Annotated in this window: 20 protein-coding genes; 11 read left to right on the forward strand and 9 right to left on the reverse strand. The window is 69.7% G+C overall.

The annotated features are described in order from the left end of the window. Positions 1 to 7: 7 nt before the first annotated feature. Positions 8 to 2,791 carry a penicillin acylase family protein gene (locus ACYVF6_RS08005; RefSeq protein ID WP_460517902.1) on the forward strand — a complete coding sequence of 928 codons (2,784 nt, stop codon included), beginning with the start codon at positions 8 to 10 and terminating at the stop codon, positions 2,789 to 2,791. Between the two features lie 388 nt (positions 2,792 to 3,179). After that, positions 3,180 to 3,686 carry an NUDIX domain-containing protein gene (locus tag ACYVF6_RS08010; protein ID WP_460517905.1) on the forward strand — a complete coding sequence of 169 codons (507 nt, stop codon included), beginning with the start codon at positions 3,180 to 3,182 and terminating at the stop codon, positions 3,684 to 3,686. 238 nt (positions 3,687 to 3,924) lie between these two features. Here ACYVF6_RS08010 and ACYVF6_RS08015 read toward each other — a convergent pair whose 3' ends face one another. Both ACYVF6_RS08015 and ACYVF6_RS08020 read right to left on the reverse strand, forming a co-directional pair. Then, positions 3,925 to 5,577, reverse strand: a complete 1,653-nt coding sequence (locus ACYVF6_RS08015) for a thiamine pyrophosphate-binding protein (protein WP_460517908.1) — start codon at positions 5,575 to 5,577, stop codon at positions 3,925 to 3,927. Positions 5,578 to 5,593: 16 nt separating this feature from the next. After that, on the reverse strand, positions 5,594 to 6,361 hold the full coding sequence (locus ACYVF6_RS08020; RefSeq protein WP_460517911.1) for a cyclase family protein: 768 nt from the start codon (positions 6,359 to 6,361) through the stop codon (positions 5,594 to 5,596). A 114-nt stretch (positions 6,362 to 6,475) separates the two neighbouring features. Here ACYVF6_RS08020 and ACYVF6_RS08025 point away from each other — a divergent pair, with 114 nt between their 5' ends. From ACYVF6_RS08025 to ACYVF6_RS08040, 4 genes are all read left to right on the forward strand, one after another. After that, positions 6,476 to 9,226 carry an AfsR/SARP family transcriptional regulator gene (locus ACYVF6_RS08025; RefSeq protein ID WP_460519412.1) on the forward strand — a complete coding sequence of 917 codons (2,751 nt, stop codon included), beginning with the start codon at positions 6,476 to 6,478 and terminating at the stop codon, positions 9,224 to 9,226. Between the two features lie 164 nt (positions 9,227 to 9,390). Continuing rightward, the gene (locus ACYVF6_RS08030) at positions 9,391 to 10,755 is read left to right on the forward strand and encodes an FG-GAP-like repeat-containing protein (RefSeq protein WP_460517913.1); all 1,365 of its coding nucleotides are present in this window, start codon (positions 9,391 to 9,393) and stop codon (positions 10,753 to 10,755) included. A gap of 209 nt (positions 10,756 to 10,964) precedes the next feature. Continuing rightward, a complete protein-coding gene (locus tag ACYVF6_RS08035; protein WP_460517916.1) occupies positions 10,965 to 12,314 on the forward strand; it encodes an MFS transporter in 1,350 nt (449 codons plus the stop codon). Positions 12,315 to 12,332: 18 nt separating this feature from the next. Further along, the gene (locus ACYVF6_RS08040; protein WP_460517919.1) at positions 12,333 to 13,097 is read left to right on the forward strand and encodes a 3-hydroxybutyrate dehydrogenase; all 765 of its coding nucleotides are present in this window, start codon (positions 12,333 to 12,335) and stop codon (positions 13,095 to 13,097) included. Here the strand turns inward: ACYVF6_RS08040 and ACYVF6_RS08045 are convergent. From ACYVF6_RS08045 to mug, 3 genes are all read right to left on the reverse strand, one after another. Then, a complete protein-coding gene (locus ACYVF6_RS08045; protein ID WP_460517922.1) occupies positions 13,066 to 14,055 on the reverse strand; it encodes a class I SAM-dependent methyltransferase in 990 nt (329 codons plus the stop codon). The two genes, ACYVF6_RS08040 and ACYVF6_RS08045, sit on opposite strands and share 32 nt — an antisense overlap. Positions 14,056 to 14,131: 76 nt before the next feature. Then, a complete protein-coding gene (locus ACYVF6_RS08050; RefSeq protein WP_460517925.1) occupies positions 14,132 to 15,235 on the reverse strand; it encodes a glycoside hydrolase family 43 protein in 1,104 nt (367 codons plus the stop codon). A 66-nt stretch (positions 15,236 to 15,301) separates the two neighbouring features. After that, positions 15,302 to 15,841 carry a mismatch-specific DNA-glycosylase gene (gene mug / locus ACYVF6_RS08055; protein WP_460517927.1) on the reverse strand — a complete coding sequence of 180 codons (540 nt, stop codon included), beginning with the start codon at positions 15,839 to 15,841 and terminating at the stop codon, positions 15,302 to 15,304. Positions 15,842 to 16,071: 230 nt separating this feature from the next. Here mug and ACYVF6_RS08060 point away from each other — a divergent pair, with 230 nt between their 5' ends. Further along, positions 16,072 to 16,926 (forward strand): class I SAM-dependent methyltransferase, encoded by an 855-nt coding sequence (locus ACYVF6_RS08060; protein ID WP_460517929.1) that lies wholly within the window; start codon positions 16,072 to 16,074, stop codon positions 16,924 to 16,926. A gap of 6 nt (positions 16,927 to 16,932) precedes the next feature. Here ACYVF6_RS08060 and ACYVF6_RS08065 read toward each other — a convergent pair whose 3' ends face one another. Continuing rightward, entirely contained in the window at positions 16,933 to 18,141 is a 1,209-nt protein-coding gene (locus ACYVF6_RS08065; RefSeq protein WP_460517932.1) for a cytochrome P450, read from the reverse strand. A 135-nt stretch (positions 18,142 to 18,276) separates the two neighbouring features. On the opposite strand from ACYVF6_RS08065, the gene ACYVF6_RS08070 reads away from it, so the two are divergent. Next, positions 18,277 to 19,320 (forward strand): alpha/beta hydrolase, encoded by a 1,044-nt coding sequence (locus ACYVF6_RS08070; protein ID WP_460517935.1) that lies wholly within the window; start codon positions 18,277 to 18,279, stop codon positions 19,318 to 19,320. Here the strand turns inward: ACYVF6_RS08070 and solA are convergent. Next, complete coding sequence (gene solA, locus ACYVF6_RS08075; RefSeq protein WP_460517938.1) at positions 19,317 to 20,477, reverse strand: N-methyl-L-tryptophan oxidase; 1,161 nt, start codon at positions 20,475 to 20,477, stop codon at positions 19,317 to 19,319. The two genes, ACYVF6_RS08070 and solA, sit on opposite strands and share 4 nt — an antisense overlap. Before the next feature lie 146 nt (positions 20,478 to 20,623). Between solA and ACYVF6_RS08080 the strand changes: the two genes are divergently transcribed. Then, the gene (locus ACYVF6_RS08080; RefSeq protein ID WP_460517941.1) at positions 20,624 to 21,505 is read left to right on the forward strand and encodes an AraC family transcriptional regulator; all 882 of its coding nucleotides are present in this window, start codon (positions 20,624 to 20,626) and stop codon (positions 21,503 to 21,505) included. On the opposite strand, the gene ACYVF6_RS08085 is transcribed toward ACYVF6_RS08080, so the two are convergent. Continuing rightward, a complete protein-coding gene (locus ACYVF6_RS08085; RefSeq protein WP_460517944.1) occupies positions 21,502 to 22,293 on the reverse strand; it encodes a PaaX family transcriptional regulator in 792 nt (263 codons plus the stop codon). The two genes, ACYVF6_RS08080 and ACYVF6_RS08085, sit on opposite strands and share 4 nt — an antisense overlap. 109 nt (positions 22,294 to 22,402) lie before the next feature. Here ACYVF6_RS08085 and ACYVF6_RS08090 point away from each other — a divergent pair, with 109 nt between their 5' ends. Both ACYVF6_RS08090 and ACYVF6_RS08095 read left to right on the forward strand, forming a co-directional pair. Continuing rightward, positions 22,403 to 23,728, forward strand: a complete 1,326-nt coding sequence (locus ACYVF6_RS08090) for an MFS transporter (protein ID WP_460517947.1) — start codon at positions 22,403 to 22,405, stop codon at positions 23,726 to 23,728. 16 nt (positions 23,729 to 23,744) lie between these two features. Next, a complete protein-coding gene (locus tag ACYVF6_RS08095) occupies positions 23,745 to 25,112 on the forward strand; it encodes a hypothetical protein (protein WP_460517950.1) in 1,368 nt (455 codons plus the stop codon). On the opposite strand, the gene ACYVF6_RS08100 is transcribed toward ACYVF6_RS08095, so the two are convergent. Beyond that, positions 25,084 to 26,106, reverse strand: coding sequence for a DNA glycosylase AlkZ-like family protein (locus ACYVF6_RS08100; protein ID WP_460517953.1), 1,023 nt, complete (start codon positions 26,104 to 26,106; stop codon positions 25,084 to 25,086). The genes ACYVF6_RS08095 and ACYVF6_RS08100 overlap by 29 nt on opposite strands. Positions 26,107 to 26,124 lie beyond the last annotated feature (18 nt).

Genomic DNA, 26,124 nt, shown 5'->3' on the forward strand with positions numbered 1-26,124 from the left:
CACGAGGATGAACGCACGTACGCGAGCCGGGTCCGTCGTCGTTGTCGCCATCGCCGCCTTTACGCTGCTGGTTCCGGCCGGTCTGGCCTCCGGCCCGACAGGCCGGACGCTCACGGCCGACGACCTGTGCGGCGCCCAGTGTCACGACATCCTGCCGCCGGGGCAGAACGGCAACATCACGTTCACCGAGCTCCTGCTCTTCCAGCTGCTCGGAGTCCGGCCGGCTCACAGCAGCGACCAAATCGACCGGTACGAGAAGCTGGTGTGGGGTTATACCGGATTGACCGACAGCCAGATCACCTCGTTCTTCAACTCGGCTTCGTTCGGCGTTCCCAGTGACCAGGTCGAAAGCGTGCTGCGGCCGCGTTCCGACGTGACGATCGTGCGCGACAAGGCGACCGGCGTACCCCACATCACGGGAACCACCCGGTCAGGAACGATCTTCGGCGCCGGTTTCGCCGGCGCGCAGGACCGGCTGTTCCTGATGGACGTGATGCGCCACGTCGGCCGGGGTCAGCTCACGCCGTTCGCGGGCGGCGCCGCGGGCAACCAGGAGTTCGAGCAGCAGCAGTGGCGGATCGCGCCGTACACCGAGGCCGACCTGCAGCGGCAGTTCGACCGGCTCGACGACCTGTACGGCACCGAGGGAAGCCGGCTGCAGCAGGACATCCGTGACTACGTCGACGGCGTGAACGCCTACATCGCCCGGGCCCGGCTCACGCTGTCGCTGCCCGGCGAATACACCGCGATCGGCAAGCCCGCGGGCCCGGATCGCTGGCAGCCGACCGATCTGGTCGCCACGGCGTCGCTCGTCGGCGGCATCTTCGGCGGTGGTGGCGGGCGCGAGGTCGTCTCGGCGATCGCGCTGGTCGAAGCGCAGGCGAAGTACGGCGCCGAGCGTGGCACCGAGGTCTGGCGTGCGTTCCGTTCCGCCGACGATCCGGAGGCCGTCACCACCGTGCACGACGGCACGACCTTTCCCAACGGGCGTACGAGTCCGGCTGCCGGCACTGTGCTGCCCGACCGTGGCAGCGTGGCCGCCGAGCCGGTGGTCTATGCCGCGACGGCGTCGGTCACCGCTCGGGAAGGCACGGTGCCGCGAGCCGACACCGGCAAGCGGGCGAAGTCGAAAGCCGAAGTGGGGAAGGGAATGCTGGACGGCGGCATCCTGCCCGAAGGGCTCTACGACTCCGCTGGGCGCGGCATGTCGAACGCCCTGCTCGTGTCCGGTCAGCACACCGCCAGTGGCCATCCGGTCGCCGTGTTCGGCCCGCAGACCGCGTACTTCGCGCCCCAACTGCTGTTGCTGCAGGAGCTCTCCGGGCCGGGCATCCAGGCCCGTGGCGCCGCGTTCGCGGGTGTGAACATGGGCGTGCTGCTCGGCCGTGGCGTCGACTACGCGTGGTCGGCGACGTCCGCCGGGCAGGACATCACCGACACGTACGCCGTCGATCTCTGCACCACCGACGGCTCGGCCCCGACGCTCGGTTCGGACCACTATCGCTTCCGCGGGCAGTGCCTGCCGATGGAGAAGCTCGAACGCCACAACGCGTGGACGCCGAGCCTCGCGGACTCCACGCCCGCGGGCTCGTACACGTTGCGGACGCACCGCACCAAGCTCGGCCTGGTGACCTCGCGTGCGACGGTCGGCGGACGGCCGGTCGCGTTCACGTCGCTGCGCAGCACGTACTTCCACGAGCTGGACTCCGGGATCGGGTTCAGCCGGTTCAACGCGCCTGACCAGATCCACTCGCCGCAGGAGTTCCAGCAGGCGGCGGCGACGATCGGGTACGCGTTCAACTGGTTCTACGCCGACGCCGGCCACATCGCCTACTTCAACTCCGGCAACAACCCCGTCCGGCCGGACGGCGCGGACCCGAACCTGCCTACGCTGGCCGACCAGCGGTACGAGTGGGCCGGCTGGAACCCCGACACCAACGACGCGACCTATCAGCCGTTCGCCGAGCATCCGCAGGTGATCGACCAGGACTTCCTCTCGAGCTGGAACAACAAGCAGGCCCCGGGCTACCAGGCCGCCGACGGCAACTTCTCGTTCGGCGCCGTGCATCGCGGTGACCTGCTGGCCGACCGGATCGACGCGCTGATCGGCGCCGGGCCGGTCACGCGGTCCGGGCTGGTCTCGGCGATGGAGGAGGCCGGGCTCGCGGACCTGCGCGGCGAGGATGTCCTGCCGTTGCTGCTCGACGTGCTCTCGACCGAACCGATCGACGATCCGGAGCTCGCGGCCGCGGTGGCGAAGCTGCGCGCGTGGTCGGCCGCCGGCGCGCTGCGCACCACAGCGGGACCGGGCGCGACCGCGTACGAGCACAGCGAGGCGATCGCCTTGCTGGACGCGTGGTGGCCGTTGCTCGTGCGGGCGGAGTTCGAGCCGGCGCTGGGCGGACCGCTGTACCAGGCACTGACCTCTGTCGAGCCGGTCGACGAACGGCCGAGCCACCAGGGATCGGCGTTCCAGCACGGCTGGGGCGGCTACGTCAGCAAGGACCTGCGGACGCTGCTGGGCCGGCCGGTGGAAGGCGGTCTGGCCCAGCCGTACTGCGGCGGCGGAGACCTGGCGGCCTGCCGGCAAGGACTGCTGGACAGCCTGGCGGCAGCGCTGGACGTGCCGGCGAGCCAGACCTATCCCGCCGACGCTGACTGCGCCGCCGGCGACCAGGTCTGCCACGACCAGGTGATCCACCAGCCCGTGGGTGGTGTGACGCAGCGGCGGATCGCATGGGTCAACCGGCCGACCTACCAGCAGGTGGTGGAGTTCGCGGCACACCGCTGAGCCGCCGTCTGCCACGCACCGTCGCGAGCGTGAACGCCTCGTCAAGCTGGTGCTCAGGCGCCGCCGACCGGGTCCGAAAGCCGGGCTGGCCTGACGACCAGATCGTCTGAGCGGTGCACGGTCACCATGATGTTCCCAAGTTGTCCACACCTGTGCGATTCGGCGTTTCCGCAGGTCATGCCAATCGTCAGGGGATGGCGATGATCATGATCCACAGTCTTGTCCCCAGGGCATGCACAACCACTCCACAACCCTGTCCACCGTTTTCCCCGGAGTTATCCACAACTGTGCACGAAGCTCGGGCTGTGGATGACGGTCGCGCAAGCGGTTACGTTCCGTAGCCTAAGCCGCCAGCAGATGGTCCGATTAGTCCCGATACGGTGTGTACGTGTCTGGTCTCATAGAGCAAGGTGTCTGTTGGCGGGAGGGCACTCCACCGCCGACTCTCGACGTGGTGCAGGTCTACGGCTGGCTGTTCGATGTGCACGGCCGGGTGTTGATCCAGCAGTCGTCGACCGGGTTCCACCTGCCCGGTGGTTGTCCGCGCCCTGACGACCGCGACGCCCATGCGACGCTCGTCCGCCAGGCCGAGGAGGAGTCGCGAGCCGACGTCAAGGCGTCGGCGATCCTCGGCTATGAGGAGACCGAGGGCTCCGGCGGGCGTCCGGTCGCGCTGGTGTGGATGGTCGGCCGCCTCGGCGGCCTGCTGCCGGATCGCTGGGCACCGGGCCGGCCCCGCCCGCAGGCCCGGCGCTTCACCGACCTCCCCACCGCCATGCGCCTGCTCGGCTGGGGCGAGCCGCGCCAGCTCACCGGCCGGTCCGCCGGCCAGGCCGCGATGCGCATCTGGGGCCTGCCGGTCCTCGCGCCCGCCGCACCCGACGCCACAGTCTGAGCGGACGCCGCGACCAGCTCTCCAGCTCTGGCCCAGCGGCGCGGCGGAAACGCAGCCCGGCTCAGGAGGACGGGGCGGCTTGCCTTCGGAAGCCCGGGGAATGGTCCTTCGCCGCCGGTGGGCGAGACGCGGCGGCGAGGGCGCGAGACCAACGTCCGGACTTCCGAAGGTTCTCAGATGGTTCGCGCACCCACGCGGTCCGGATGGGTCGAGCCGCCAACAAAGATCGCGCCGGTGGTCAGTGGCCGCGGAACGCCTCGGCCAGCCACCAGGCGCCACCATCGCTTGCCAGCTTGGCGTCGACGACCAGTGGGCCTTGCGGCGGTCCGGCCAGCCAGTCGCTCACGGCGTCCAGATCGCTTGCCTTTCGTACGGTCAGTCCGGAGCATCCGAATCCACGCCCGATCGCCGCGATGTCGGTGTCGGGGAAGCGCACCGTGGACAGGTCGGCAGCCGGATCACTGGGTCCGAAATGGTGCACCTCGGCGCCGTAGGCCGCGTCGTTGTAGACGACCACGAGCAACGGCAGGCAGAGCCGCGCCGCCGTCTCGAGGTCGGCCACGCTCATGTGGAATCCGCCGTCGCCGAGCGCGGCGACCGGCAGCCGCGACGGCTGCGCCAGCGCTGCCCCGATGGCGGTCGAGAGCCCGAGGCCGATCGACTGGAACGCCTGGGTGAAACAGAATCCGAACTCGTCGGGCACCGAGAGGTACGCACTCGGATAGCCCATGAAGTTGCCGGAGTCGACCGCCACCACGCGTTCGGCCGGCAACAGCGAGTCGAGCCGGACGCTGAGCGTACGGGCGTCGATCCGGCCGTCGGCCGAAGCGTCGTCGAACGGTACGTCGCGCCAGCGTCCTTCCACCGCGAGCCGTTCCCGGACCGGCTCCTCGCGGTAGCCGGCGTCCGGCCGCGGCCCAGCGGACTCCAACGCCGCCAGCACGTCGGACGCCGTCAGTGCCACGTCGCCGACCACGCCGAGGTCGATCGGCCGGTGTGCCCCCAGTGCGGCGCTGTCGACGTCGACCTGCGCGACGCGGGCCGACGGCCCGATCAGCCGGCCGTGCCGCATCGTCCACATGTTCAGCGCACAGCCCCAGCCCACGATCAGGTCGGCGTCCGAGATCAGCGACGCCGCCAGCGGTGTCGCGAACCCACCAGAGATGCCCAGCGACCACGGATCCCCGTGGAACAAGCCGTTCGCCACCGCGGACGTGGCCAGCAACGCTCCGCTCGCCGCCGCGAGCGAACGCAGCTCCGCGCCCGCGTGGCGCGCACCTCGTCCGGCGACGAACACCGGCCGCCTGGCGCCGAGGATCAGCGAGACCAGCGAGTCGACGGACTCCGGGGCCGGCCGGGGCAGCCACACCAACGGCGGCGGCACGGGGTCCCAGCCATCCGGACCGTCCGCCGCCTGTACGTCGAGCGGCACGCTGAGCACCACCGTTCGCCGCTCCTGCACAGCCGTCCGGCAGGCCCGCAACGTGTCAGCCGCCGCCGACGCGGCCGAGTGAACGCGTTCCGGCACCGCGCCCACCGCACGCGCCACCGCGTCCTGGTCGATCGCGAAGTTCGACAGCACCGCCGACCCGGCCGTGTCGGCCGCGAGCACCAGCAGAGGGGTACGGCTCTTGGCCGCCTCGGCGATCCCGGTCAGTGCGTTGGTGAGCCCGCAACCCTGGTGCGTCGACACCACGCCGAGCCGGCCGCTCATCCGGGAGTACGCGTCGGCCATCGTCGCCGCGCCGGCCTCGTGCCGGCTCGCGACGTACGGCACACCGTGTGCGCGCAACGCGTTGGTGAACGCGAAGTTGCCGCTGCCCACCACCCCGAAGGCGTACCCGGCGCCCTGCGCCGCGACGATCCGGCCGACCAGCTCAGCGACGTTCATCCGCGCCCTGCCTTCCTCACCGCTCGACCAGAGCGAGTACCCGCGCCGGGCTGCCGGAACCACCGACGATCGGCAGCGGAGCGACCACCAGCACCGTCCCGGTCGCGGGCAGCGCCGCGACGTTCTGCAGCTGTGTCAAGCCGTACTTGCCGGCGCCCAGCATGTACTCGTGGCAGGGGAACGCCGGCGTGAAGCTGTGCGCCGCACCGGCATCCGTGCCGACCGTCTCGACACCCACACCGACGATCGGAGTCTCCTGGGCCAGCCACTTCGCGCACTCGGCGGAGATGCCGGGCGTGTGCGATCCGGTCTCGTCGGCGTTCAGGAACTGGCCGGAGTCGTCGGACCGCGAGTCCCAGCCCGTGCGGAAGAGCAGCCACCCGCCGTCGGGCAGCGGACCGTGGGAGGCCTCCCAGTCGCGTACGTCGTCGATCGACAGCAGGAAGTCGGAGTTTTCCGCCACCCGATCCGACACGTCCAGCACGACAGCCGGTGCGACCAGAGCCGACAGCGGGATCTGCGACACGTCCAGGCCGGACTGCCCGGAAGCCCAGTGCACGGGAGCGTCGAAGTGGGTTCCGGTGTGCTCACCGGTGTGGATGTTGTTCCAGTACCACCGCGGCCCTCGCTCGTCGTAGCGGCTGATCTCCTCCAGAGTGAACGGAATCGTGTTCGCGAAGGGATCCGGAAGCTGCAGGATCGGCGTCTCTTTGGAGAGCGAAGCGGTGAGATCGACGATCTCGATGTGCTGGGAACGGACAGCGGAAAGTAGTTCGGTCAGCATGCAGCCGACAGTACGCTGCCTCTACGCGCGCAGTTGGGAAAGACAGCGAACGAACGGGGACGAGGGGAAGGGGGCGGGGGCCTGATCTGGTTAGGTCTGCTCGGGCCGTTGCTGGTGAGCTCCGGCGGCCAGAGCGAGCCCACGGTGGAGATCGGCGCTGCCAAGCAGCGCACGGTCCTCGCCATGCTGATCGTGCGCCGGAACACGCCGGTTCCGGTCGACGACCTGATCGACGAGCTGTGGTCACACGACGCGCCGGAGTCCGCGATCGCCAACGTACGCACGTACGTCTCCGCGCTGCGTGGCCACCTTGGCGCGGAACGCGACCGGCTGTCGACGCTCACGGGCGCGTACCTCCTGCGCGTACACGACGACGAGCTCGACGTCGTGGCGTTCGAACGAGCCGTGGCACAGGCGACCGCCGCCGCCAAGGCCGGCGACCCAGCGACGGCCGCTGGCCACTACGCCGCCGCGAACAAGCTGTGGCGCGGCCACGCGCTGCAGGACGTACCGCTCGGTTCCAGCCTGCAGGCCTACGCCGCCGCCCTGACCGAGAGCTCGGTGACCGCTCGCGAGGGTGCCCTCGACGCGCAGGCGGCAGCCGGCGACCCGGCCGGAGCGATCGCCGGCCTGCGTGGCCTGGTCGCCGACCACCCGGGCCGCGAGTCGGCCTGGCACCAGCTGATCCGCCTGCTGGCCGACTCCGGCGACCGCGCCGCAGCACTCGACGCGTTCCAGCGGGCGCGTCGCAGGCTCGCCGACACGCTCGGCCTGGATCCCGGGCCCGAGCTGCGAGCGCTGCACGCGGAGATACTGAACGGTCAGCGCGCCGGCCGGCCGCGGGCCCGTGAGGTTCCCGCTCAACTGCCAAGAGACGTACCCGGATTCACCGGCCGGACCGACGAGCTGGCCCAGCTCGACGCGATCGAGAGCAGCGGCGCCCCGATCACCGTCCTGGTCGGTACCGCGGGCGTAGGCAAGTCCGCATTGGCGGTGCACTGGGCGCATCAGGCCCGTGGCCGTTTTCCCGACGGTCAGCTCTACGTCAACCTGCGTGGCTTCGGTCCCGGCATCTCGGCGATGAGCCCGGCCGACGCCATTCGCGGGTTCCTCGACGCCCTCCTCTACCCCCAACCACCACCCCACTCAGTCGAGCCGGGCCGGATCCCGGTGAGCCTCGACGCGCAGGCGGCGCTCTACCGCAGCTTGCTCGCCGACCGGAAAGTCCTTGTCCTGCTCGACAACGCTCGCGACGCCGAGCAGGTCCGCCCGCTCGTGCCGGGATCGCCGGGCAGCCTCGTCCTCGTGACGAGCCGGCATCAGCTGACCGGCCTGGTCGCGACCGAGGGCGCTCGGCCGATCACGCTCGACCTGCTGCCCGCAGCCGACGCCCGGGAGTTGCTCGCTCGCCGGCTCGGCGCGGAGTTCGATGACCGGCTGGCCGCCGAACCCCGTGCCGTGGAAGAGATCCTGACCCGATGCGCCCGGCTTCCGCTGGCGCTGGCGATCGTCTCCGCCCGTGCCGCCACCGAGCCGGCGCTGCCGCTGGCGAGCATCGCGGAGCAGCTGCGCGACGCCCGCCACGGACTCGATGTTCTGGACAGTGGCGACCTGGCCGCCGACATCCGTGCGGTGTTCTCCTGGTCCTACCAGCAACTCGGCCCGGAGGCCGCCCGGACGTTCCGCCTGCTCGGAACGCATCCCGGTCCGTACGCCACGGTGCCGGCGATCAGCAGCCTGACCGGACTCGAGTCGCCGCCCGTCGCCGAGCTGACCCGGGCGCACCTGCTGACCGAGGTCGCCCCCGGCTGCTACGGCTTCCACGACCTGCTGCGCGCGTATGCCGCCGAGCTCTGCGAGCGGGAGGACAGCGCCGCGGACCGGCAGGCCGTCAAGCAGCGGATGCTCGACCACTACCTCCACAGCGCCTATCGCGCCGACGCCTTGCTGGGATCGACGCGACCACCGATCGAGCTCCCCGCGGCTGGGCCCGGTGTCGTCCGGGAGCCACTGGAGGACCTGGAGTCCGCGCTGGCGTGGTTCACCGAGACGCATCCGACACTGCTCGGACTGGTCGAGCAGGCCGGCTCGGAGGGTTTCGACAACCACGCCTGGCGACTGGGCTGGACGCTCACGACCTATCTCGTACGGCGCGGCCACCGGCACGACCTGGCGGCGAGCCAGCGAGCGGCACTGGCCGCGACGCAACGGCTCGGTGACCGGCACGGCGAGGCACACAGCCATCGTCAGCTGGCGCGCGCGTACACCCGGCTGGGCCGGTACGCCGAAGCGGACGGCCATTACAGAAGGGCCTTCGAACTGTCCGGCGAGCTCGGCGCGCCCGCCGACCAGGCGCAGGCGTGCCTGGGGCTGGCCGGGTTGTTCGAGCGCCAGAACCTCCAGGCGGAGGCGTTACGAGAGTCGGAGCTCGCGTACGAGTTGTTCCGTACGGCCGGTGACCTGACCGGGCGGGCCAACTCACTGAACTCCGCGGGCTGGCACTGCGCGCTGCTGGGCGACTACCACCAGGCGCTGGAGCGGTGTGGGCGAGCGCTCGACCTGCTGCGCGAGGTGGGCGACCGGCACGGGCAGGCGCTGACCTGGGACAGCCTGGGCTACGCCCACCACCATCTCGGCGACCATCAGCAGGCGATCGAGTGCTTCCAGCAGTCGGTCGGCCTGCTGCGCGTGATCGGTGACCGCGACAGCGCGGCGGGCGTGCTCGACCACTTCGGCGACGCCCACGCGGCCGCCGGCGACCCGGCCGCGGCGAACCTCCTCTGGGCGGAGGCGCTCGAACTGCTCGACGAGCTCGAGCGGACGTCGGAGGCCGATGCCGTGCGCGTGAAGCTCGCCGCGAGCTGAGCGCTGAGCCCGATTCTGTGCTCGGTTCCGAGCCTGATCCTGGGCCCTGGCTGGCAGCTAGCTGCCAGCGGCTCGCCTGCCGCATCCCGCTGTATGTCGGCTGTATCCCGTGCTCCCCGGCCACTCCCTAGGTTTCCACTCGAACCAGTACCGAGGGAGGACGGATGGGTTTCAGGAGATGGGCGGGGGCCCTGGTGACGGGGGCGGCAGTCGTCGCGCTGGCCGGCTGCGGCCTCGTCGATCCGCAGCCGGACGCGGGCAACGCGCCGGACAACGCGGCAGAGCAGGGAGCGCCAGGCGCCGGCGCCAACGTCGATGGCGTCTCGGCGGCAGGTAAGGGCGGCAAGATCACCCGCAGCACGGTGATCAAGCGGGCGCAGTCGTGGCCGGCGGCCGAGGTGCCGTACTGCCTGGGCTATCCGCTCTCGCAGTGTGTCGGGAAGAACTACACCAACGCCTACGGCTCGTATCGCGCCGACTGTTCCGGCTTCGTGTCGATGGCGTGGAACCTCAACTCGTCGCTCACGACGTCGTCGCTGCCGAGCGTCGCGACGCGGATCAACAAGAGCCAACTGAAGGCCGGCGACATCCTCAACAAGTCCGGCGTGCACGTCGTGGTCTTCGAGAAGTGGGCGAACTCCGCCAAGACGTCCTACTGGGCGTACGAGCAGACGCCGCCGCACGCGATCCACCACAAGGTCCCGTACCCGTACCACAACGGCGGCGCGGGCTACCTGCCGTACCGCTACAGGAACATCGTCGACGACGGCGCCGCCACCGGTGGTGCGAACGCGAAGAGCGTCAACGCCGATGCCTACGGCGACATCGTGTCCGTCGACTCCGCGCGGGCGATGTGGCTGTACCCCGGCAAGTCGTCCGGCACGTTCGGCAAGCGCGTGCGGATCGGCCAGGGCTGGACCACGGCCTACAACCGGATCGCGGTCGGCGACGCCAACGCCGACGGCCGCGGTGACCTGTTCGCGACCGCGACGGACGGCAAGCTGTACTACTGGCAGCGGACCGCGAAGGGCTTCTCCAACCGGATCAACGTGGGTGCCGGCTGGAAGAACATCCGCTGGTTCGCGGTCGCGGACGTCAACGGAGACAGGCGTTCCGACCTCCTCAGCCTGAACGGCGCGACGCTCTACCTGCAGACCGGCAAGGGCAACGGCCGGTTCAACACCGCCAAGCCGCTGGGCAAGGGCTGGTCGAAGTACAACCGGATCGTCGCAGGCGACGTCAACGGCGACGGCAAGGCCGACCTGTACGCCACGACGTCGGGCGGCGAGCTGCACTACTACCTCGGCAAGGGCACCGGATCCTTTACGTACAAGGGCCGCGTCGGCACCGGCTGGGCGGCGAACAGCCGGATCCTGGCCGTAGACGTGAACGGCGACCAGAAGCTGGACCTGCTGGGTGTCCGTTCGAACGGCGCGATGTACTACTACCGCGGCTCCGGCACGGGCGGCTTCGGCAAGGCCGTCCGTCTCGGCAGCGGCTGGAGCGCCCTGCGAGTCGCCACCTGGTGACCCGCGTGAACTGACTGGACCACACACAACCCCCGGCAAGGATCGCCGCGCGGCCCCTGGCGCGGCGATCCTTGTTGTTCGGGGTTTGTTCGGGGCCGGCGGTTCTGTCCGATTCCGGAAAAGCCCGCTCGCGGGCTTTGGGACCCGACCGCACCGGCCTACCGTCGAGGGTGGGAAGCGTCGCGCGCCCTCAGCGGCAGGAGCCCGGCATGACCCTAGATCCATCCGCTGCACGCGACTCGCAGTCCGTGGTAGGCACGGGCGAGCACAACAAGCAGGTTCGCCGTGCCGCGCTCGCCTCGGCGATCGGCACGTCGATCGAGTGGTACGACTACTTCCTCTACGGGACGGCAGCCGCGCTGGTGTTCCCGCAGGTGTTCTTCCCGAACGCCTCCAACTACGTAGGCCAGCTCTCGTCGTTCGCGACCATCTTCCTCGGCTTCGCCGCCCGTCCCATCGGCGCGGCCATCTTCGGGCACTGGGGTGACCGGCTCGGCCGGAAGGCGATGCTGATCGTCACGCTGCTCCTGATGGGCATCCCGAGCGCGATCATCGGCATCCTGCCCGGCGCGGCGTCGATCGGGAACCTGGCGCCGATCCTGCTCATCCTGATGCGGATCCTGCAGGGCATCGCGATCGGCGGCGAGTGGGGTGGCTCGGTGCTGCTGTCGGTGGAGTGGGGCGACCAGAAACGCCGCGGGCTGATGGGCAGCTGGCCGCAGATCGGCGTCGCCGTCGGCCTGATCCTCGGCAACGGCCTGCTCCTGCTGTTCAGCCAGCTGTCGGACGAGGCGTTCCTGAGCTGGGGCTGGCGGATCCCGTTCCTGCTCAGCCTGGTCCTGGTCGCGACCGGTCTCTACATCCGGATGCGCATCCTCGAGACGCCGATGTTCTCCAAGGTCGTGTCGAGCGAGCGGGTTTCGAAGGCGCCCGTCCTCGAGGTGCTGCGGAAGTACCCGAAGGAGATCGCGCTCTCGGCGCTGGTGCGGATGTCGGAGCAGATGCCGTTCTACATCGTGACTGTGTTCGTGCTCACCTACGTGGCGGACAAGGGCTTCACGCGCAACTTCGCCTTGACGGGCGTGCTGCTCGCGTCCTGCCTGGAGTTCATCCTGCTGCCGTACTTTGGTCACCTGTCGGACAGGGTGGGCCGCAAGCGCGTGTACATCGCGGGTGCCGCGCTGACCGGCGTGTGGGGCTTCCTCTACTTCGCGGCGCTGGACAGCGGCCAGGAGTGGCTGGTGTTCGTCGGCATCGTGCTCGGCCTGCTCCCGCACACGATCCAGTACGGAACGCAGGCGTCGCTGATCGCGGAGAGCTTCCCGACGCATCTGCGTTATGGTGGCGCTGGACTGGGCTATCAGCTGGCCTCGTTGGTCGCAGGCGGTCCGGCAGCGTACGTCGCCGCCCTGCTGGTGCACAACTTCGACACCGGCTACGCGGTCGCGGCCTACATGCTGTTCGGAGCGGTGATCAGCGTGATCGCCTGCTGGCTGCTGCCAGACCGCGCGAAGGCCGACATCGACGACGACCGGACCTACGGCGCGGCACGTACCTGACTGACTGACTGGAGACCGATGTCAGACGAGCAATCCCTGCAGGGCCGGCGTGCGCTGGTCACCGGTGGTGGGTCCGGAATCGGACGGGCGACGGCCCGCCGGCTGGCCAAGGCCGGCGCCGAGGTGGTCGTGCTCGACCGGGCCGATTCCGGACGCGAGGTGGCCGCCGAGGTCGGCGGCACCTTCGTGCAAGCCGACCTTGCCGATCTGGACGCGGTCGACGCGCTGGGGCTGGGCGACGAGCCCGGCATCGACGTGCTGATCAACAACGCCGGCGTTCAGCACATGGCACCGATCCAGGAGTTCCCGCCGGAGAAGTTCTCCTGGATGCTGCGCATCATGGTCGAGGCGCCGTTCCGGATCCTGCGCCAGGTGCTGCCGCACATGTATGCCCAGGGCTGGGGCCGGGTGGTCAACCTCTCCTCGATCCAGGGTCTGGTCGCCTCGCCGTACAAAAGCGCCTACGTCACGGCCAAGCACGCGGTCGAGGGCCTGTCGAAGGTCGTCGCGCTGGAGGGTGCGGAGCACGGCGTCACCAGCAACTGCATAAACCCGTCGTACGCCAGAACGCCTTTGGTGGAAGGCCAGGTTGCCGACCAGGCGGTGCAGCACGGCATCCCCGAGGAGCGTGTGCTCGAGGAGATCATGCTGCGGTCGGCGGCGATCAAGCGGCTGGTGGAGCCGGAGGAGATCGCCGAGATGATCGCCTACCTGTGCGGCCCGCACGCGTCGTTCATCACGGGCTCGCACTTCACGCTCGACTGCGGGTGGACTGCTCAGTAGACGCGGCAACGAGCTCGACGTACCCGGCGCCGGTCTGGTCCGTGACGAGGCCGGCGCCGAGCGCGAGGTCGGCGAGCTCGGCGTAGGTGCGTTCCTTTCCACCGACCAGGACGAGCATCATGAGGTTGGCGCTGCCCGCGACCTTGGCGGAGTGGTCTTCGTAGAGGTGTCCCACGACGACGACGCGTCCGGTCGTGCCCGCCGCCTCGGCACAGCGGCGCAGGATGGCGGTGGCTTCCTGGTCGTTCCAGTCGTTGAGCACGCCTGACAGCAGGTAGACGTCCGCGCCTGCCGGCAACGGGTCGAAGAAGCTTCCCGGCGCCAGCTCGAGCCGGTCGTCGGCCTCGACGGCGGCCAGCCGGCCGGGCAGGTCCACCAACGTGCCGCGCAGGTCCGGCTCGGCGTCGAGCAGCTTGGTCAGCAGCCCGCCGTCACCACCGCCGACGTCGACGACCTGCCTGGCCTGGCTCCAGTCGTATGCCTCGACGAAGCTCGCGTGCCGCTCGGCGTGCCCGCCGGTCATCAGCTCGTGGAACTCGGCGTCCAGCTTCGGGTCGGATGTGATGTCCTCCCACCACGGCCGCCCGTACACCGAGGCGTAGCACGGCCCGCCGGTCCGGATCGACTCGAGCAGGCCGGTGTACGTCAGGTCGATCCGGCTGCCGATGCCCGTCAGGTCGAGCCAGCCGCGCACGCCGTTCGCGTCCAGCAGCCCGCGGCCGAGGTCGTTCAGCGCGAAGACGCCAGGCTCCGGCGCCTCGAACACTCCGACGGACACGAGATGGCCGAGCAGCCCGGCGAGCGCGTCAGGGTCGGTCTCGGTCCGGTCGGCGAGGTCGGCCAGCTGCGTGGTGCCCGCCTCGAGGTGATCGGCCAGCCGGAGCGTCGCGGCCACCCGGATCGCCATCGGCGTGAGCAGCCCTGCCAGGTCCTGAATTCGTGCGGCAGCATCGTCCATGCCGCGAATCTAGCCCTGCCCGACTCCGATGGATTGGAGATTTCGGAAGGCGTCGTCCAGACTCTTCCGCATTGACCTACCCGCCGCCGTCCAGGTCGGTTCGCTGGCGCAGGACGCGCAGGCCGTGTGGCGTGAGGTCGACGTCGTAGAGCTTGCCGCGGGCGTTGTTGAACGGCCGGTGCAGCACCATCATCAGCCGCCCGTCGAACGTACGGAACAGCATGCCGTGCCCGGAGTCGTCGCGGACGACGGGACGGTGCTGCTCCCACGGCCCCCGCAGCCGGCCGGAACGCGAGACCGCGAACGTCTGCACGTAGTCGCCGCCGATGGTTCCGCCGTCGCCCGCGCGGTTCTTCTCATACGTCGACCACAGCATCAGCAGCGCGCCGCCGGGCAGGTGATAGAGCTCGGGGCCGTCGGTGACGTACGGCGTGAGCTGGTGCGGTACGCCGCCGGGGATCTGCTCGGTGAGCCAGAAAGCGTCGGATCCCTTGCAGATGAAGATCGGGTCGCCGACGGTCCCCGACAGGTCGTCGGTGAGCCGGATCGCCTCGATCGTGCCGTCGATGCGCTGCAGCCACTCGTGTGCGTAGATCATCCACGGCTGCCCGTCGCGGTCGACGTACAGCGTGCCGTCGAGTGTCATGAAGTTCTCCGGCGGAGTCGGCCGTGAGGCGTCCAGCGGGACGAACGGGCCCAGCAGCGAGTCGGAGACCGCGACGATCGTTCCGCGCATGTAGTTCGGCAGCTGGAACGGCGTGCCGTACTGGTTCGGCGGCGGGATCGGCAGTGTCTTGCTCTCGTCGTGCAACGTGGTGAACAGGTAGTACTTGCCGCGGTACTCATGCACCTCCGGTGCCCAGCCGCCGCGTTTCGCCCACAGGCCGGGATGGTCTGCTGTCAGGAACACGACCTCGGGCCGCAGCCAGTCCCGGAGGTTCTGGCTGCGGTAGACCATCGTGCCGGTGTCGGACGTGCCGGAAACCGAGCCAACGTTGGAGGTGTAGAGGTGGTACGTGCGGCTGGCCCGGTCCGCGACGATGTACGGGTCGTGCAACGGCATGTCGGGCAGGCGGAGCATGTCAGCGGCCTCGGCTTTCGCGGGAGTGGGTGTGCCAACCGACGTGACCGCAGCAGCCGTACCGGATGCGGCGAGGAACGTACGCCGAGAATGTGTCATGACCATCAACGTCTGCTCGCGTACCGGCTGTCGTCAAGCTGTTGGCGCTGGCCACTTCTGGGCCGGCTACCGACGTGCGACGGCCCGGAGCCTGGCGAACTCCTCGGCCAGCGTTGCCAGTGTGTAGTGGGCGTTCAGCCCGCTGGGGTTGGGCAGCAGCCACACCTTTGCCGGCCGTAGCGGCTCCGGTGTGTCCGGTAGCGGCCCGACCTTGGCGTTCGGCATCTCGAACGCGGTCCGGAACGCCGTCACGCCAACGACCGCGACCCACGCCGGACGGTAACGCCGGACCAGCTTGCCCAGTTGCATCCCGCCGGCCCGCAGCTCGTCCTTGCCGAGCTCGGCGGCCTTCGCCGACGCCCGGGCGACCAGGTTGGTGATCCCGATGCCGTACGCCGGCAACTCGTCCTGCTCATCGGGCCGCAGCAGCCGAGGCGTCAGGCCGGCCTTGTGGAGCGCAGGCCAGAAGCGGTTGCCCGGCCGGGCGAAGTGGTGGCCGGTGGCCGCCGACATCAGTCCGGGGTTGATGCCGCAGAACAGGATGTCGAGTCCGGGCGCGATCACGTCGGGGATCGTCAGCTCGCGCGGGTCCGCCGGTTCGGTCACCGGGCCATGGTGCCAGCAGGCGGGGGGACTTCTGCTTTCCGGCCAACGGGATTTCATCATCTGAACACGTGGTGGGCTGCCGGCGCTGGCGTTTCGTACCAGGCTGTTTGTATGTTCTTCCAGGCCGGTGTTCGACAAGGGCGAGTTTGTACCTCCCTGTCACACTAGGCATCGAGAGACCACGTTGATGTCTGACCACGCACCTGCGTCTGTTTTGCCGGGAGACAGAAATGCCTGAAGCGCAGCAGGGGCACGACGATGCTGAGCCGAACACGATGAGTGTCGCTCGCGTCTACGACTACCTCTTGGGTGGCACCAACAACTACGCGATCGACCGTGCCGGCGCCGAGCACATCAAGGCGGTCTTTCCGGAGCTCGAGGACTGGGCCTGGTGCAACCGTGGATTTCACCAGCGCGCCGCGCGCTGGCTCGCCACCGAGACGGGGATCGACCAGTTCATCGACATCGGGTCCGGGCTCCCGACCCAGAACAACACCCACGAGGTCGTGCAGCTCGTCACTCCCGACTCCGAAGCCGACGGTGTCGACCTCAGGGCTCGCGTCGTCTACGTGGACCATGACCCGGCGGTCGTCACACAGGCGAAACGGTTGCTCGGCCAAGCTGACAAGACCGCCTTCCTGCTCGGAGACTTACGTAAGCCCGACGAGTTGCTGAATCATCCCGAGCTCCGGGAAATGATCGACTTCGACCGGCCTGTCGCATTGCTGTGCACGGCCGTCGTGCATTTCGTCGCCGACGAGCACGATCCGTGGGGACTGATCCGGCGTTACGTCTCGGAGCTCGCCTCCGGCAGCTATCTCGTTCTGTCGCAGGGCACCTACGACAAGCAGGCGCCGGAGACGGTGGAGCGGGCGGTCGGGCTCTACCAGAACGCCAACGAGCAGCTGCACCCGCGCTCGAAGGACGACGTGGAGCGCTTCTTCGAAGGGCTCGAGATGGTTCCGCCGTACCCCGGCGCCAAGCCCGAGGTGTGCTTCGGCGGGCTGTGGGGTGCGGACGACCCCGAGCTCGCCGACGACGAGGCCTCGCGCGCGTTGTACGGCGGTGTCGGCCGCAAGCCCTGAGCGGCGTCACCACTCGACCGGCAGCTCCGGCGTGCCGTAGACGGTGGTCATCGTACGGAACTTCACGTCGTCCAGCGGGATCGCGAGCCGCAACGCCGGGAAGCGCTTCAGCAACGCCGGAAACGCGGTCTGCAGCTCGAGCCTCGCCAGCGGCGCGCCGAGGCAGTGGTGAACGCCGTGCCCGAACGCCACGTGCGACTGCGGCTTGCGCGTGACGTCGAAGCGGCCGGCGTCGTCGTAGAGCTCCTCGTCGCGGTTGGCCGACGGCAGCGAGACCAGGACGTACTCGCCGGCCTTCACCTGCTGGCCGGCGATCGTGAGGTCCTCGGTCGCGGTGCGGACCACGGCGCTCTGCGCGATCGTGAGGTAGCGCAGCAGCTCCTCGATCGCGGGCGGCACCACGCGGGGATCGTCCCGCAGCGCGGCGGCCTGGCCGGGATGCTGCAACAGCAACAGCGTGCCGAGCGCGAGCATGTTGGCCGTGGTCTCGTGCCCGGCGAACAGCAGCAGCCGGCCGATGCCGGCGAGCTCGGCGTCGGAGAACTCCTCGCCGTGCTCGCGGACCAGCATGCCGAGCATCGCGTCGTCGGGTTTCTCGCGCTGCTTGGCTACGAGTTTCGTCATGTAGACATGGAGATCGCGGTATCCCGCAAGTAGCTTCTCACGTGGCTGCGTGAGGTCGGCGATCAGGCTGCTGAGCGCCTTGAACTCCTCGCGGTCGGAGTACGGCACGCCGAGCAGCTCGCAGATCACCAGCGCGGGAATCGGGAACGCGAAGGCCGGCACCAGATCAACGGGCGGACCGGCCTGCTCCATCGCGTCCAGGTGCTGCTCGACGATCTCCTCGATGCGCGGCCGCAGCCGGTTCATCCGTTTGACCGTGAACTCCGCGGTCAGGACGCGCCGGAAACGCGTGTGGTCGGGCGGGTCGAAACCGATGAACGCCCCGGGCTCCTGCGCGGCCGCCTGTCCGCTGCCCTTGACCATCGGCATCCGCAGCAGCCAGGGGGGCGTTTGCGCGTTGCTGAATCGCGTGTCGCCGAGGACCTGGCGCGCGTGGTCGTATCTCGTGACGAACCAGACCGAGACCTCGCTGGGCAGCTCGAGGCGGGTGACCGGCGCTTCCTCACGTAAGCGGCCGATCTCCGGCGCCGGATCGAATGGGCAGGCCGTGTCTCGGCGATACGGCAGCGGAACCTGCGGAGCCTCGGCCATACGTGGATCCCCTCGATACTCACCCTGGCTCGGTCCTGGCCATTCCGCCTCACTGTAGGCCCGATTCGAGCGGGATGTCAGCTAGTTGACGTAGGAGTTGAGACCCACTGCTTCGACTGGCTAGAGTCACCACACATGACATTGGCCGCCGCCGCGTCGCGGGTCGCAGTCGCAGGTCTCCTGGTCGCAGCCATCTCCGCTTCGCTTCCGGCATTCGCCGATGACGCGGGCGAGCCGGTTTGCCGCACAGTGGAACGTCCGGTGTCGGTCACCCCGTCCGGCAGTGTGACGGCGAAGATCTCCGGAACACTGTGCACGCCTGCCTCCTGGTCGGGGGGCGAACGCCAGATCGACGTGCTCGTCCATGGTGGGAGTTACAACCAGACCTACTGGGACTGGCCGCAGCAGCGTTCGACGTACTCCTATGTGCGGCGGGCGCTGGCCGACGGGCGGGCGACGTTCGCCTACGACCGGCTGGGTGTGGGGAAGAGCAGCCGGCCGCTGAGCGCGCTGGTCACGGTGCAGTCGGACGCGTATGTGCTGCACCAGTTGATCGGGTGGCTGCGCAGCAAGGACCACTACTCCGTCAACGTGGTGTCGCACTCGATCGGTGGGATCGTGGCGATCGAGGAGGCCGCGAAGTACAACGACGTGGATCGTCTGGTCGTCACCGGGATGCTGCACGGCGTCGGCATCGGCGTGGCCGGGGTGGGAACGTTCGTGAACTACTACCCCGCGACGCTGGATCCGGCGTTCCTCGGTTCGACGCTGGACGCGAGCTACGTGACGACGCTGCCGGGCGCACGTGGCTGGTCCTACTACAACACCAAGACCGCGGATCCGTCTGTCATCGCGTACGACGAGGCGCACAAGGACGTCACGACGCACGCGACGCTTGTGAGCACCGCGGTGGCCGATCAGTTGCCGGCGCCGCTGAACAGCACGAGCCGCGTGCGCGCGCCGGTGCTCTCGATCGTCGGGCAGCAGGACATCATGTTCTGCGGGGTGTTGCTGAACTGCCGGAGCGACCGGGCGGTGCGGTTGAACGAGGCGCCGTACTTCTCGCGGGCTTCGTCGTTCACCGCCGAGACGGTGCCGGATACCGGCCACAACCTCGCGTTGCATCCGTCGTCGGGCACGTCGTACCGCATGATCTCCGACTGGATCGAGTCGCACTAGCCGCTGGCACGGTCACGGTCCGGGGAGACGAAGGCTGTGTCCACGTAGGGCTGCTCACCTGTGGCGACTTCGGCGAGGAGTTCGCCCAGGCCGGCGGCGTGCTTGAACGCGTGGCCGCTGTCACCGCCGCCGATGATGAGGCGGGCCTCGTTGCCGGGGCGGCCCAGCAGGAACTGGCCGTCCTGGCTGTCGGTGATCATGCAGGTGACGACCTGGGTGGGGATCGGGTTCAGGCCGGGCAACGCCTTGGCCACCAGCCTGGTGACCAGTTCGTGGTCGCGGGGTGAGGTGGTGCGTTCGATGGTGTCCGGGTCGATGGGCGGGAAGGTTTCGTCGCGTTCGGCGCCGACCTTGACTCCGTAGGTCTTGCCGGCGCCGTGGCCCCAGATTCCGTGGCCGTCGGCGAACTGGCGGATGAAGGCGGGGAATCGGCTCAGGGCGAACTGCGGGGCGGCCGATGCGGAGGCTGGGGCGAACCAGGTCATCGGTGTCCGGATCGGGGCCAGGGGCAGGCCCGGGACCAGCTTGCCGAGCCAGGCGCCCGCGGTGACGACGGCCTGCTTGACCGTGAGGTTTCGTCCGGCGGTCCGGATCACCGCGCCGGCGCCGGTCGAGTCGATCGAGGTGACGCGGGTGCCGGTGAGGATGGTTGCTCCGGCGGCCTGGGCGGCCTTCGTCGCCGCGGTGATCGCGGTTTCGGGGTGGACGATGCCGGCCTCCGGGTCCCAGACGCCGATGTCGTCGTCGGCGAGGTCGGCGTGCTGAGGGAAGCGCTCAGTCAGCTGGGCGCGAGTCAGGCGTTCGACCGGCAGGTCGTGAGCCTGCGCGGCCGCGAGCGTGCCGGTGATCACGGCGCTGTCAGGTGCGCCGATCATGATGCCGCCGCAGGTCTCGAGGATCGGCCCGCCGGCGTACGGCTGCAGCTCTTCCCACAGCTCGCGGGATCGGCGGGCGATCGCCGGGAGCGTCGGATGCTCCATGCAGGCGACGCGGAACAGGCGTGTCCGCCCGTGCGACGAGCCCTGGTCGTGTCCCGGCGTGAACTGTTCGATACCGATCGCCCGTACGCCGCGGGCTGTCAGCCGCCACAGGGCGTGCGCGCCCATCGCGCCCAGCCCGACGACCGCTACGTCCGCATCGAATGCTGCCAATGTCATCACTCCTCACCGGCCCTTCTTACGGTCCGGTCTGCAATCTCCTCGACGAGTGCGACCCTATGCCGGAGGGTGTGGGTAGACCGCAACGTAGGACAAGCGCAGGCCCCTCGCCGTCCCGTAACTTGCTGCTCGGAAGGAGGCGGCACATGGGCATCGACTACGAGGCGATGGTGCGGCAGGTCATCCTCGAGCTGCAGCAGCGGCTGGACGACCCGCCGACGTTCCGGGAACTCGCGGCCGCGTGCTACCTGTCGCCGTATCACTTCCACCGGATCTTCCGGGCGATCACCGGCGAGTCGCCGGCTGAGCTGAGCCGTCGGCTGCGGCTGGAGCGTGGCGCCTGGCAGGCGCGCAACACCGCCGACCCGATCACCACGATCGCGTTCGCGTCGGGGTACGCCACGCACGAGGCGTTCACCAAGGCGTTCCAGGCCGGCTTCGGCTTGTCGCCGTCGGCGTTTCGCATCGCCGGCCGCAACTGCCCGGGGATCCGGGCGCCGAACGGCGTTCACTACCACCCGGCCGGCGTGGCCAGGTTTCACCTACCGAAAACCTCAGGAGTACCCATGCAGGTGGAAGTCGTCGAACTGCCCACGACCCGGCTCGCCGCCGTCCGGCATCGCGGGCCCTACTTCCAGATCGGTTCGGCGTTCGGGACGCTCGAACAACACATCGCCAAGCTCGGGCTCCCCAAGGAGCCGGAGACCTTGCTGGTCGCCGTCTACTACGACGACGCCGACTCCAAGCCGGCGGCCGAACTCGAGTCGGTCGCGGCGATCAGCGTCGCGGACGACGCCGACATCGGCGAGCTCGAGGAGACGAGCCTGCCGGCCGGAAAGTACCTGCGTGCGCAGTTCGTCGGCCACTACTCCGGGCTGCCGGCCGCCTGGCAGCGCCTGTACGCCGAAGTCATCCCGACCAGCGGCCACACCCTGCGCGACGGTGTGTGCTTCGAGGCCTACCTCAGCGACCACGCCACCACCGCCCCGGACGACCTGCGCACCGATCTGTACGTACCGATCGCCTAGATCGTCTGGCCGTCACCGAGGAACTCGAGCGTGCGGGCGGCCTGCCGACGGGCCGGATGACGGAGCTTGCGGCGCAGCGACCAGAACAGCTGCTCGGCTTCGACACCCGGCCAGTCGTCCGGCAGCAGGATGAGCGGCAGCCGTGGGTCCTCGCGGATCAGAAGCAGCCACTCGGCTTCGAGCACTACTTGCTGGGCCAGCGCGTCGAGATCGTCCGGGTGCTCCCAGCGTTCGACGAAGCCGCGGTAGGCCTTGCCCAGCTGGTCGAGGTCCCATGCCTGCCGGACGAGCACCCGTGGATCGGATGGTTCCTCCGGCTGCGCGCGGAACAGCCGGACGTAGTCGATCAGCCCGAGCTCGGCCAGCTTCTCGCGGACGTTCCCCGCGGTGGGCGCGATCCAGAGGCCGTTCTGCAGCAGGCCGAACCCCGACCACGCCAGCTGTGACCGCAGCGTGTGCCGGTCCGCGCGACGGCTCTCCGGTACGGAGAACGCGAGCAGCGTCCAGTGCCCGTCCCATGACCGGTTGACCACATCGGCGTCCAGGCGCGCGGCTCCCTCGTGGAGGACGTCCTCCGCGAGGGGTGTCAGCCCGACGTACGCCCGCCGTCCCTGGCGGTTCGTCGTCAGCAGGCCGCGGTCGGCCATCCGCGCCAGCGTGGTCCGGGTCGCGGGCTCGCCGGCGCCGAGGCGGTCGAGCAGCTCGATCACCGAGCCGACCGCCACAGCGTCGCCCGTCCCGCGGACGTGGGCGCCGAAGAATGCCAGCAGCAACGACTCCGGCCGCATCTCGTGACCACCTCCACCAGCAACATTATGCAACTCCTTGACGGCCGTCACCTGTCTGCCTAACCTCAGGGACACACATCCTGCGAACCCTCGGTACGAGGGAGGCAACATGCCGGCAGAGTCACGTACGGCGAGTACCGCTCGCGAGGTGCGTCGGGTGGCGTTCGCCGGCGCGATCGGAACCGCCGTCGAGTGGTACGACTTCTTCATCTACGGCACCGCGGCCACGCTCGTCCTCGGCCGACTGTTCTTCCCGTCCGCCTCGCCACTGGCCGAGACGCTCTCGGCGTTCGCGACGTTCTCCGTCGGTTTCCTCGCACGTCCGCTCGGCGGTGTGGTGATCGGGCACTTCGGCGATCGCCTCGGCCGCAAGACGATGCTGGTGTGGACGCTGCTGCTGATGGGCGTCGCGACCACCGGCATCGGGCTGCTGCCGACGTACGCCCAGGTCGGCGTGCTGGCACCGATCCTGCTCGTGATCCTGCGGTTCGCGCAGGGTTTCGCGCTCGGCGGTGAGTGGAGCGGCGCGGTGCTGCTGTCGGTCGAGCACGCGCCGCCCGGCCGGCGTGGATGGTTCGGCAGCCTCGTCGCGCTCGGCCTTCCGGCCGGGATCATCCTGTCCAACACGGTGTTCCTCGTGGTGTCCGCGACGACGAGCGACGCGGCCTTCGCCAGCTGGGGTTGGCGAGTGCCGTTCCTCGGCAGCGCACTGCTGGTGGCATTCGGCCTGTTCGTCAGGCTGCGCGTGGCCGAAAGCCCGATCTTCGTCGAGGCGCGCCGAACGCAGTCGACCCGGCGGCTGCCGATCGCCGAAGTGCTGCGTCGTGACTCGCGTACCATGCTGCTGGCCGCCGGCAGCTACCTCGGGCTGAGCGGCCTCGGCTACCTCGTCATCGTCTACTTCGTCTCGTACGCGACCGGCGTCCTTCGGTTGCCGCGTACCTCCGTCCTGCTGCTCGTCATCGTCGCGTCCGTAGCGCAGACCGTCTCGATAGTGGTGTTCGCCCGCTGGTCGGACCGCCTGGGCCGGCGCCGGGTGTGGCTGTGGGGCCTGGTCGCGCTCGCCCTGTGGTCGGTGGTGTTCTTCCCGCTGGCCGACACCCGGTCGTGGCCGCTCCTCACGCTCTCGCTGGTCGTGATGATGGCCTTGCACGGCACCTATCTCGGTCCGCAGCCCGCCGTCTTCTCCGAGCTCTTCGACACGACGGTGCGCTACAGCGGCTCGTCGGCGAGCGTCCAGCTCGGCACGATCCTCGGCGGCGGCCTGGTGCCGTTCGTCGCGACCGCGCTGTACGCGGCGGCGGGATCGTCGTGGCCGCTGACGGCTTACACGATTGGGCTTTCCGTCGTCTCGCTGCTGTGCGTACTCGGCCTGCGCGAGACCTACCAGCGTGACCTGACCGGCAGCCTGCCCCGGACACCGGTCAAGCCATGAAGGAGTGGGAGTAACCATGCGCACGCGACGCGCCGTACTCACCGCGACGTTCCTGCTGGCGACGGCGTTCGTCACGCCGCCTGGCCTGGCGGCGGCCGGGCAGGCCGGAGTTGTCCGGCACACCGGCACGTTGCCGAACGGAACAACCTGGATCGCCGACATACCGCCGGCGTGGAACGGCACACTGCTGCTGTACAGCCATGGCTACAACCCACTGCCCGCGAATCCGCCGCAGGACGCACCGAGCCCCGCGGTCGCGGATGCCTTGCTGGACAGGGGATACGCGCTTGCCGGGTCGTCGTACTCGCGGTCGGGCTGGGCGCTCGGCACAGCGGCTTCCGATCAGCTCGGCACGCTGGAGGCGGTCGCGGAGCTGGCCGGCGAACCCCGGCAGGTGATCGCGGTCGGCACGTCGATGGGTGGGCTGGTGACTGGTGTGCTTGCCGAGACCGCCGGACGCCGGGTCGATGGCGCGCTGGCGACCTGCGGCCTGATGGGAGGCGGGATCGACCTGCTCAACTACCAGCTCGATGGCGCGCACGCGGCGGCGCGGCTACTGCTCGCCGGCCAGGACGTGAAGCTGGTTCGGTACGCAAGCGCGGCGGAGGCGGCCGTGTCCGCCCAGCAGTTGGTCACCGCGCTCGACACGGCCCAGGCCACGCCGCTCGGCCGCGCGCGAGCCGGGCTCGTCACGGCGTTCTTCCAGGAGCCGGACTGGGCCGCCGGCTCGCCGGCGCCGGGCGACTCCGATGCCGAGGCACAGCAGCTGGGCAGATATCTCAACCTGCGTGGGATCCTGCCGTTTATCCTGCCGGCGCGGTACGACATCGAGCAGACCGCCGGCGGCAACCCGGCATGGAACGTGAGCGTCGACTACCGCACGCTGCTGGCCCGGTCGGGGAGCCTCCCGCTGGTGTCGGCGTTGTACCGGCGGGCAGGTGCCGGCGCGGACCTACGGGCGGACCTCAACCTGCTCACGCGTACCGCCTCCGTCGCGCCTGACCCCGGCGCGGTCCGGTGGATGTCGGAGACCTCGGTGCTGCGCGGCCGGCTCGCCGTACCGACTCTGACCCTGCACACCACCGACGACAACCTCGTCCCGGTCCAGCACGAGTCGGAATACGCCGACGACGTACGTGCGGCTCGGTCGGCGCCGCTGCTACGGCAGGCCTACACGCGGCACGCCGGCCACTGCGCGTTCACCACCGCCGAACTGGTCACCGCCGTAGACGTCGTACGGCAGCGGGTGAGAACCGGCCGCTGGGCCGGCACGACCGGACCCGAGCATCTGCAGACCCGTGCCGAGTCGTTGGGCCTCGGCCCGGCCGCGTTCGTCCCCTTCCACCCATCCGACTTCACCGGCGACCGGCGGCCGCCTCGATGATCTCGACGGTGGTCTCGGCGTTCGGGATCGGGAACGACAGGGCCTCGGCCTCGATGCTCTCCAGGAGGGCGTCGCCCGCCGTGGCGTAGCGGTCGGGGTTCAGCTTGACCACGGTCCGGCCCGCGCGGCGGCCCCAGCGGCCGGCGACTTCCCCGTCGACCACGAGGGGATGCGGGTGGTGGCTGTCGTAGGTCGACCAGTCGATTCGGCGTTGCGGAGCGACGAACACGCCGGTCTTGTCGACGCCGAACAGCCGGGTCTCCTCGACGGGCAGCAGCCGGACGCCGCGGGGGAGCTCGGCCGTCGCCAGGGCCGGCTCGTCGGACTCGAGGATCCAGGCGCGCTGGCCCTCGACGTCGACCTCGAGTAGTTCGCCGGCCAGCTGTTTCCAGGTCTGCCGTGCGTCCGAGACGCGTTCGATGCCTGCCCACAGAGCGAACACCGCGGGCGTCGTCGGGCCGAAGGCGTTGAGATGGCGGCGGCACAGCTCGGCACGGGCGACGTCGAAGTCGATGCCGGGGCGCGGCACCTCCCAGAACCAGATCATCGTGGTGTCCCAGCGGATCGCGATCCGGCCGCTGGCCGCCGTGCCGCGCAGGATGCCGCCGAGACCTGCCGGGACGTCCGTACGGCAGTGGACGCCTTCGCCGACGACGCCGAGCGCGCGCCTGGCCTCCTGGTCGATCGCCTGCCGCTGCTCCGGATCACCCGGCAGCCGGCCGATCGTGAAGACACCCCAGTCGGCGGCGGGAATGACGTGGACCGCGGCTCGCGGGCTGTAGGTCTGCATCAGCCGCTCGTCCTCCCACGCACCGGGCTCGCAGTCGTGGACCCGGGCGTGCAGCGAGAGCAGCGCCGACCGGGGCGCGGAGTCCTGCAGGGAGAAGCGCGCGGCCTGGTCGTACGCCTTGGCCGGCAGCCGTTCGACGAGGTCGTTGACGCGCAGGCGGTACGCCACCGCCTGCGCGCGGCTCACCGGCATCGCTGTGCTCATGCTCGTACGCTAACCGCC

It is taken from the genome of Flindersiella endophytica (assembly GCF_054779015.1).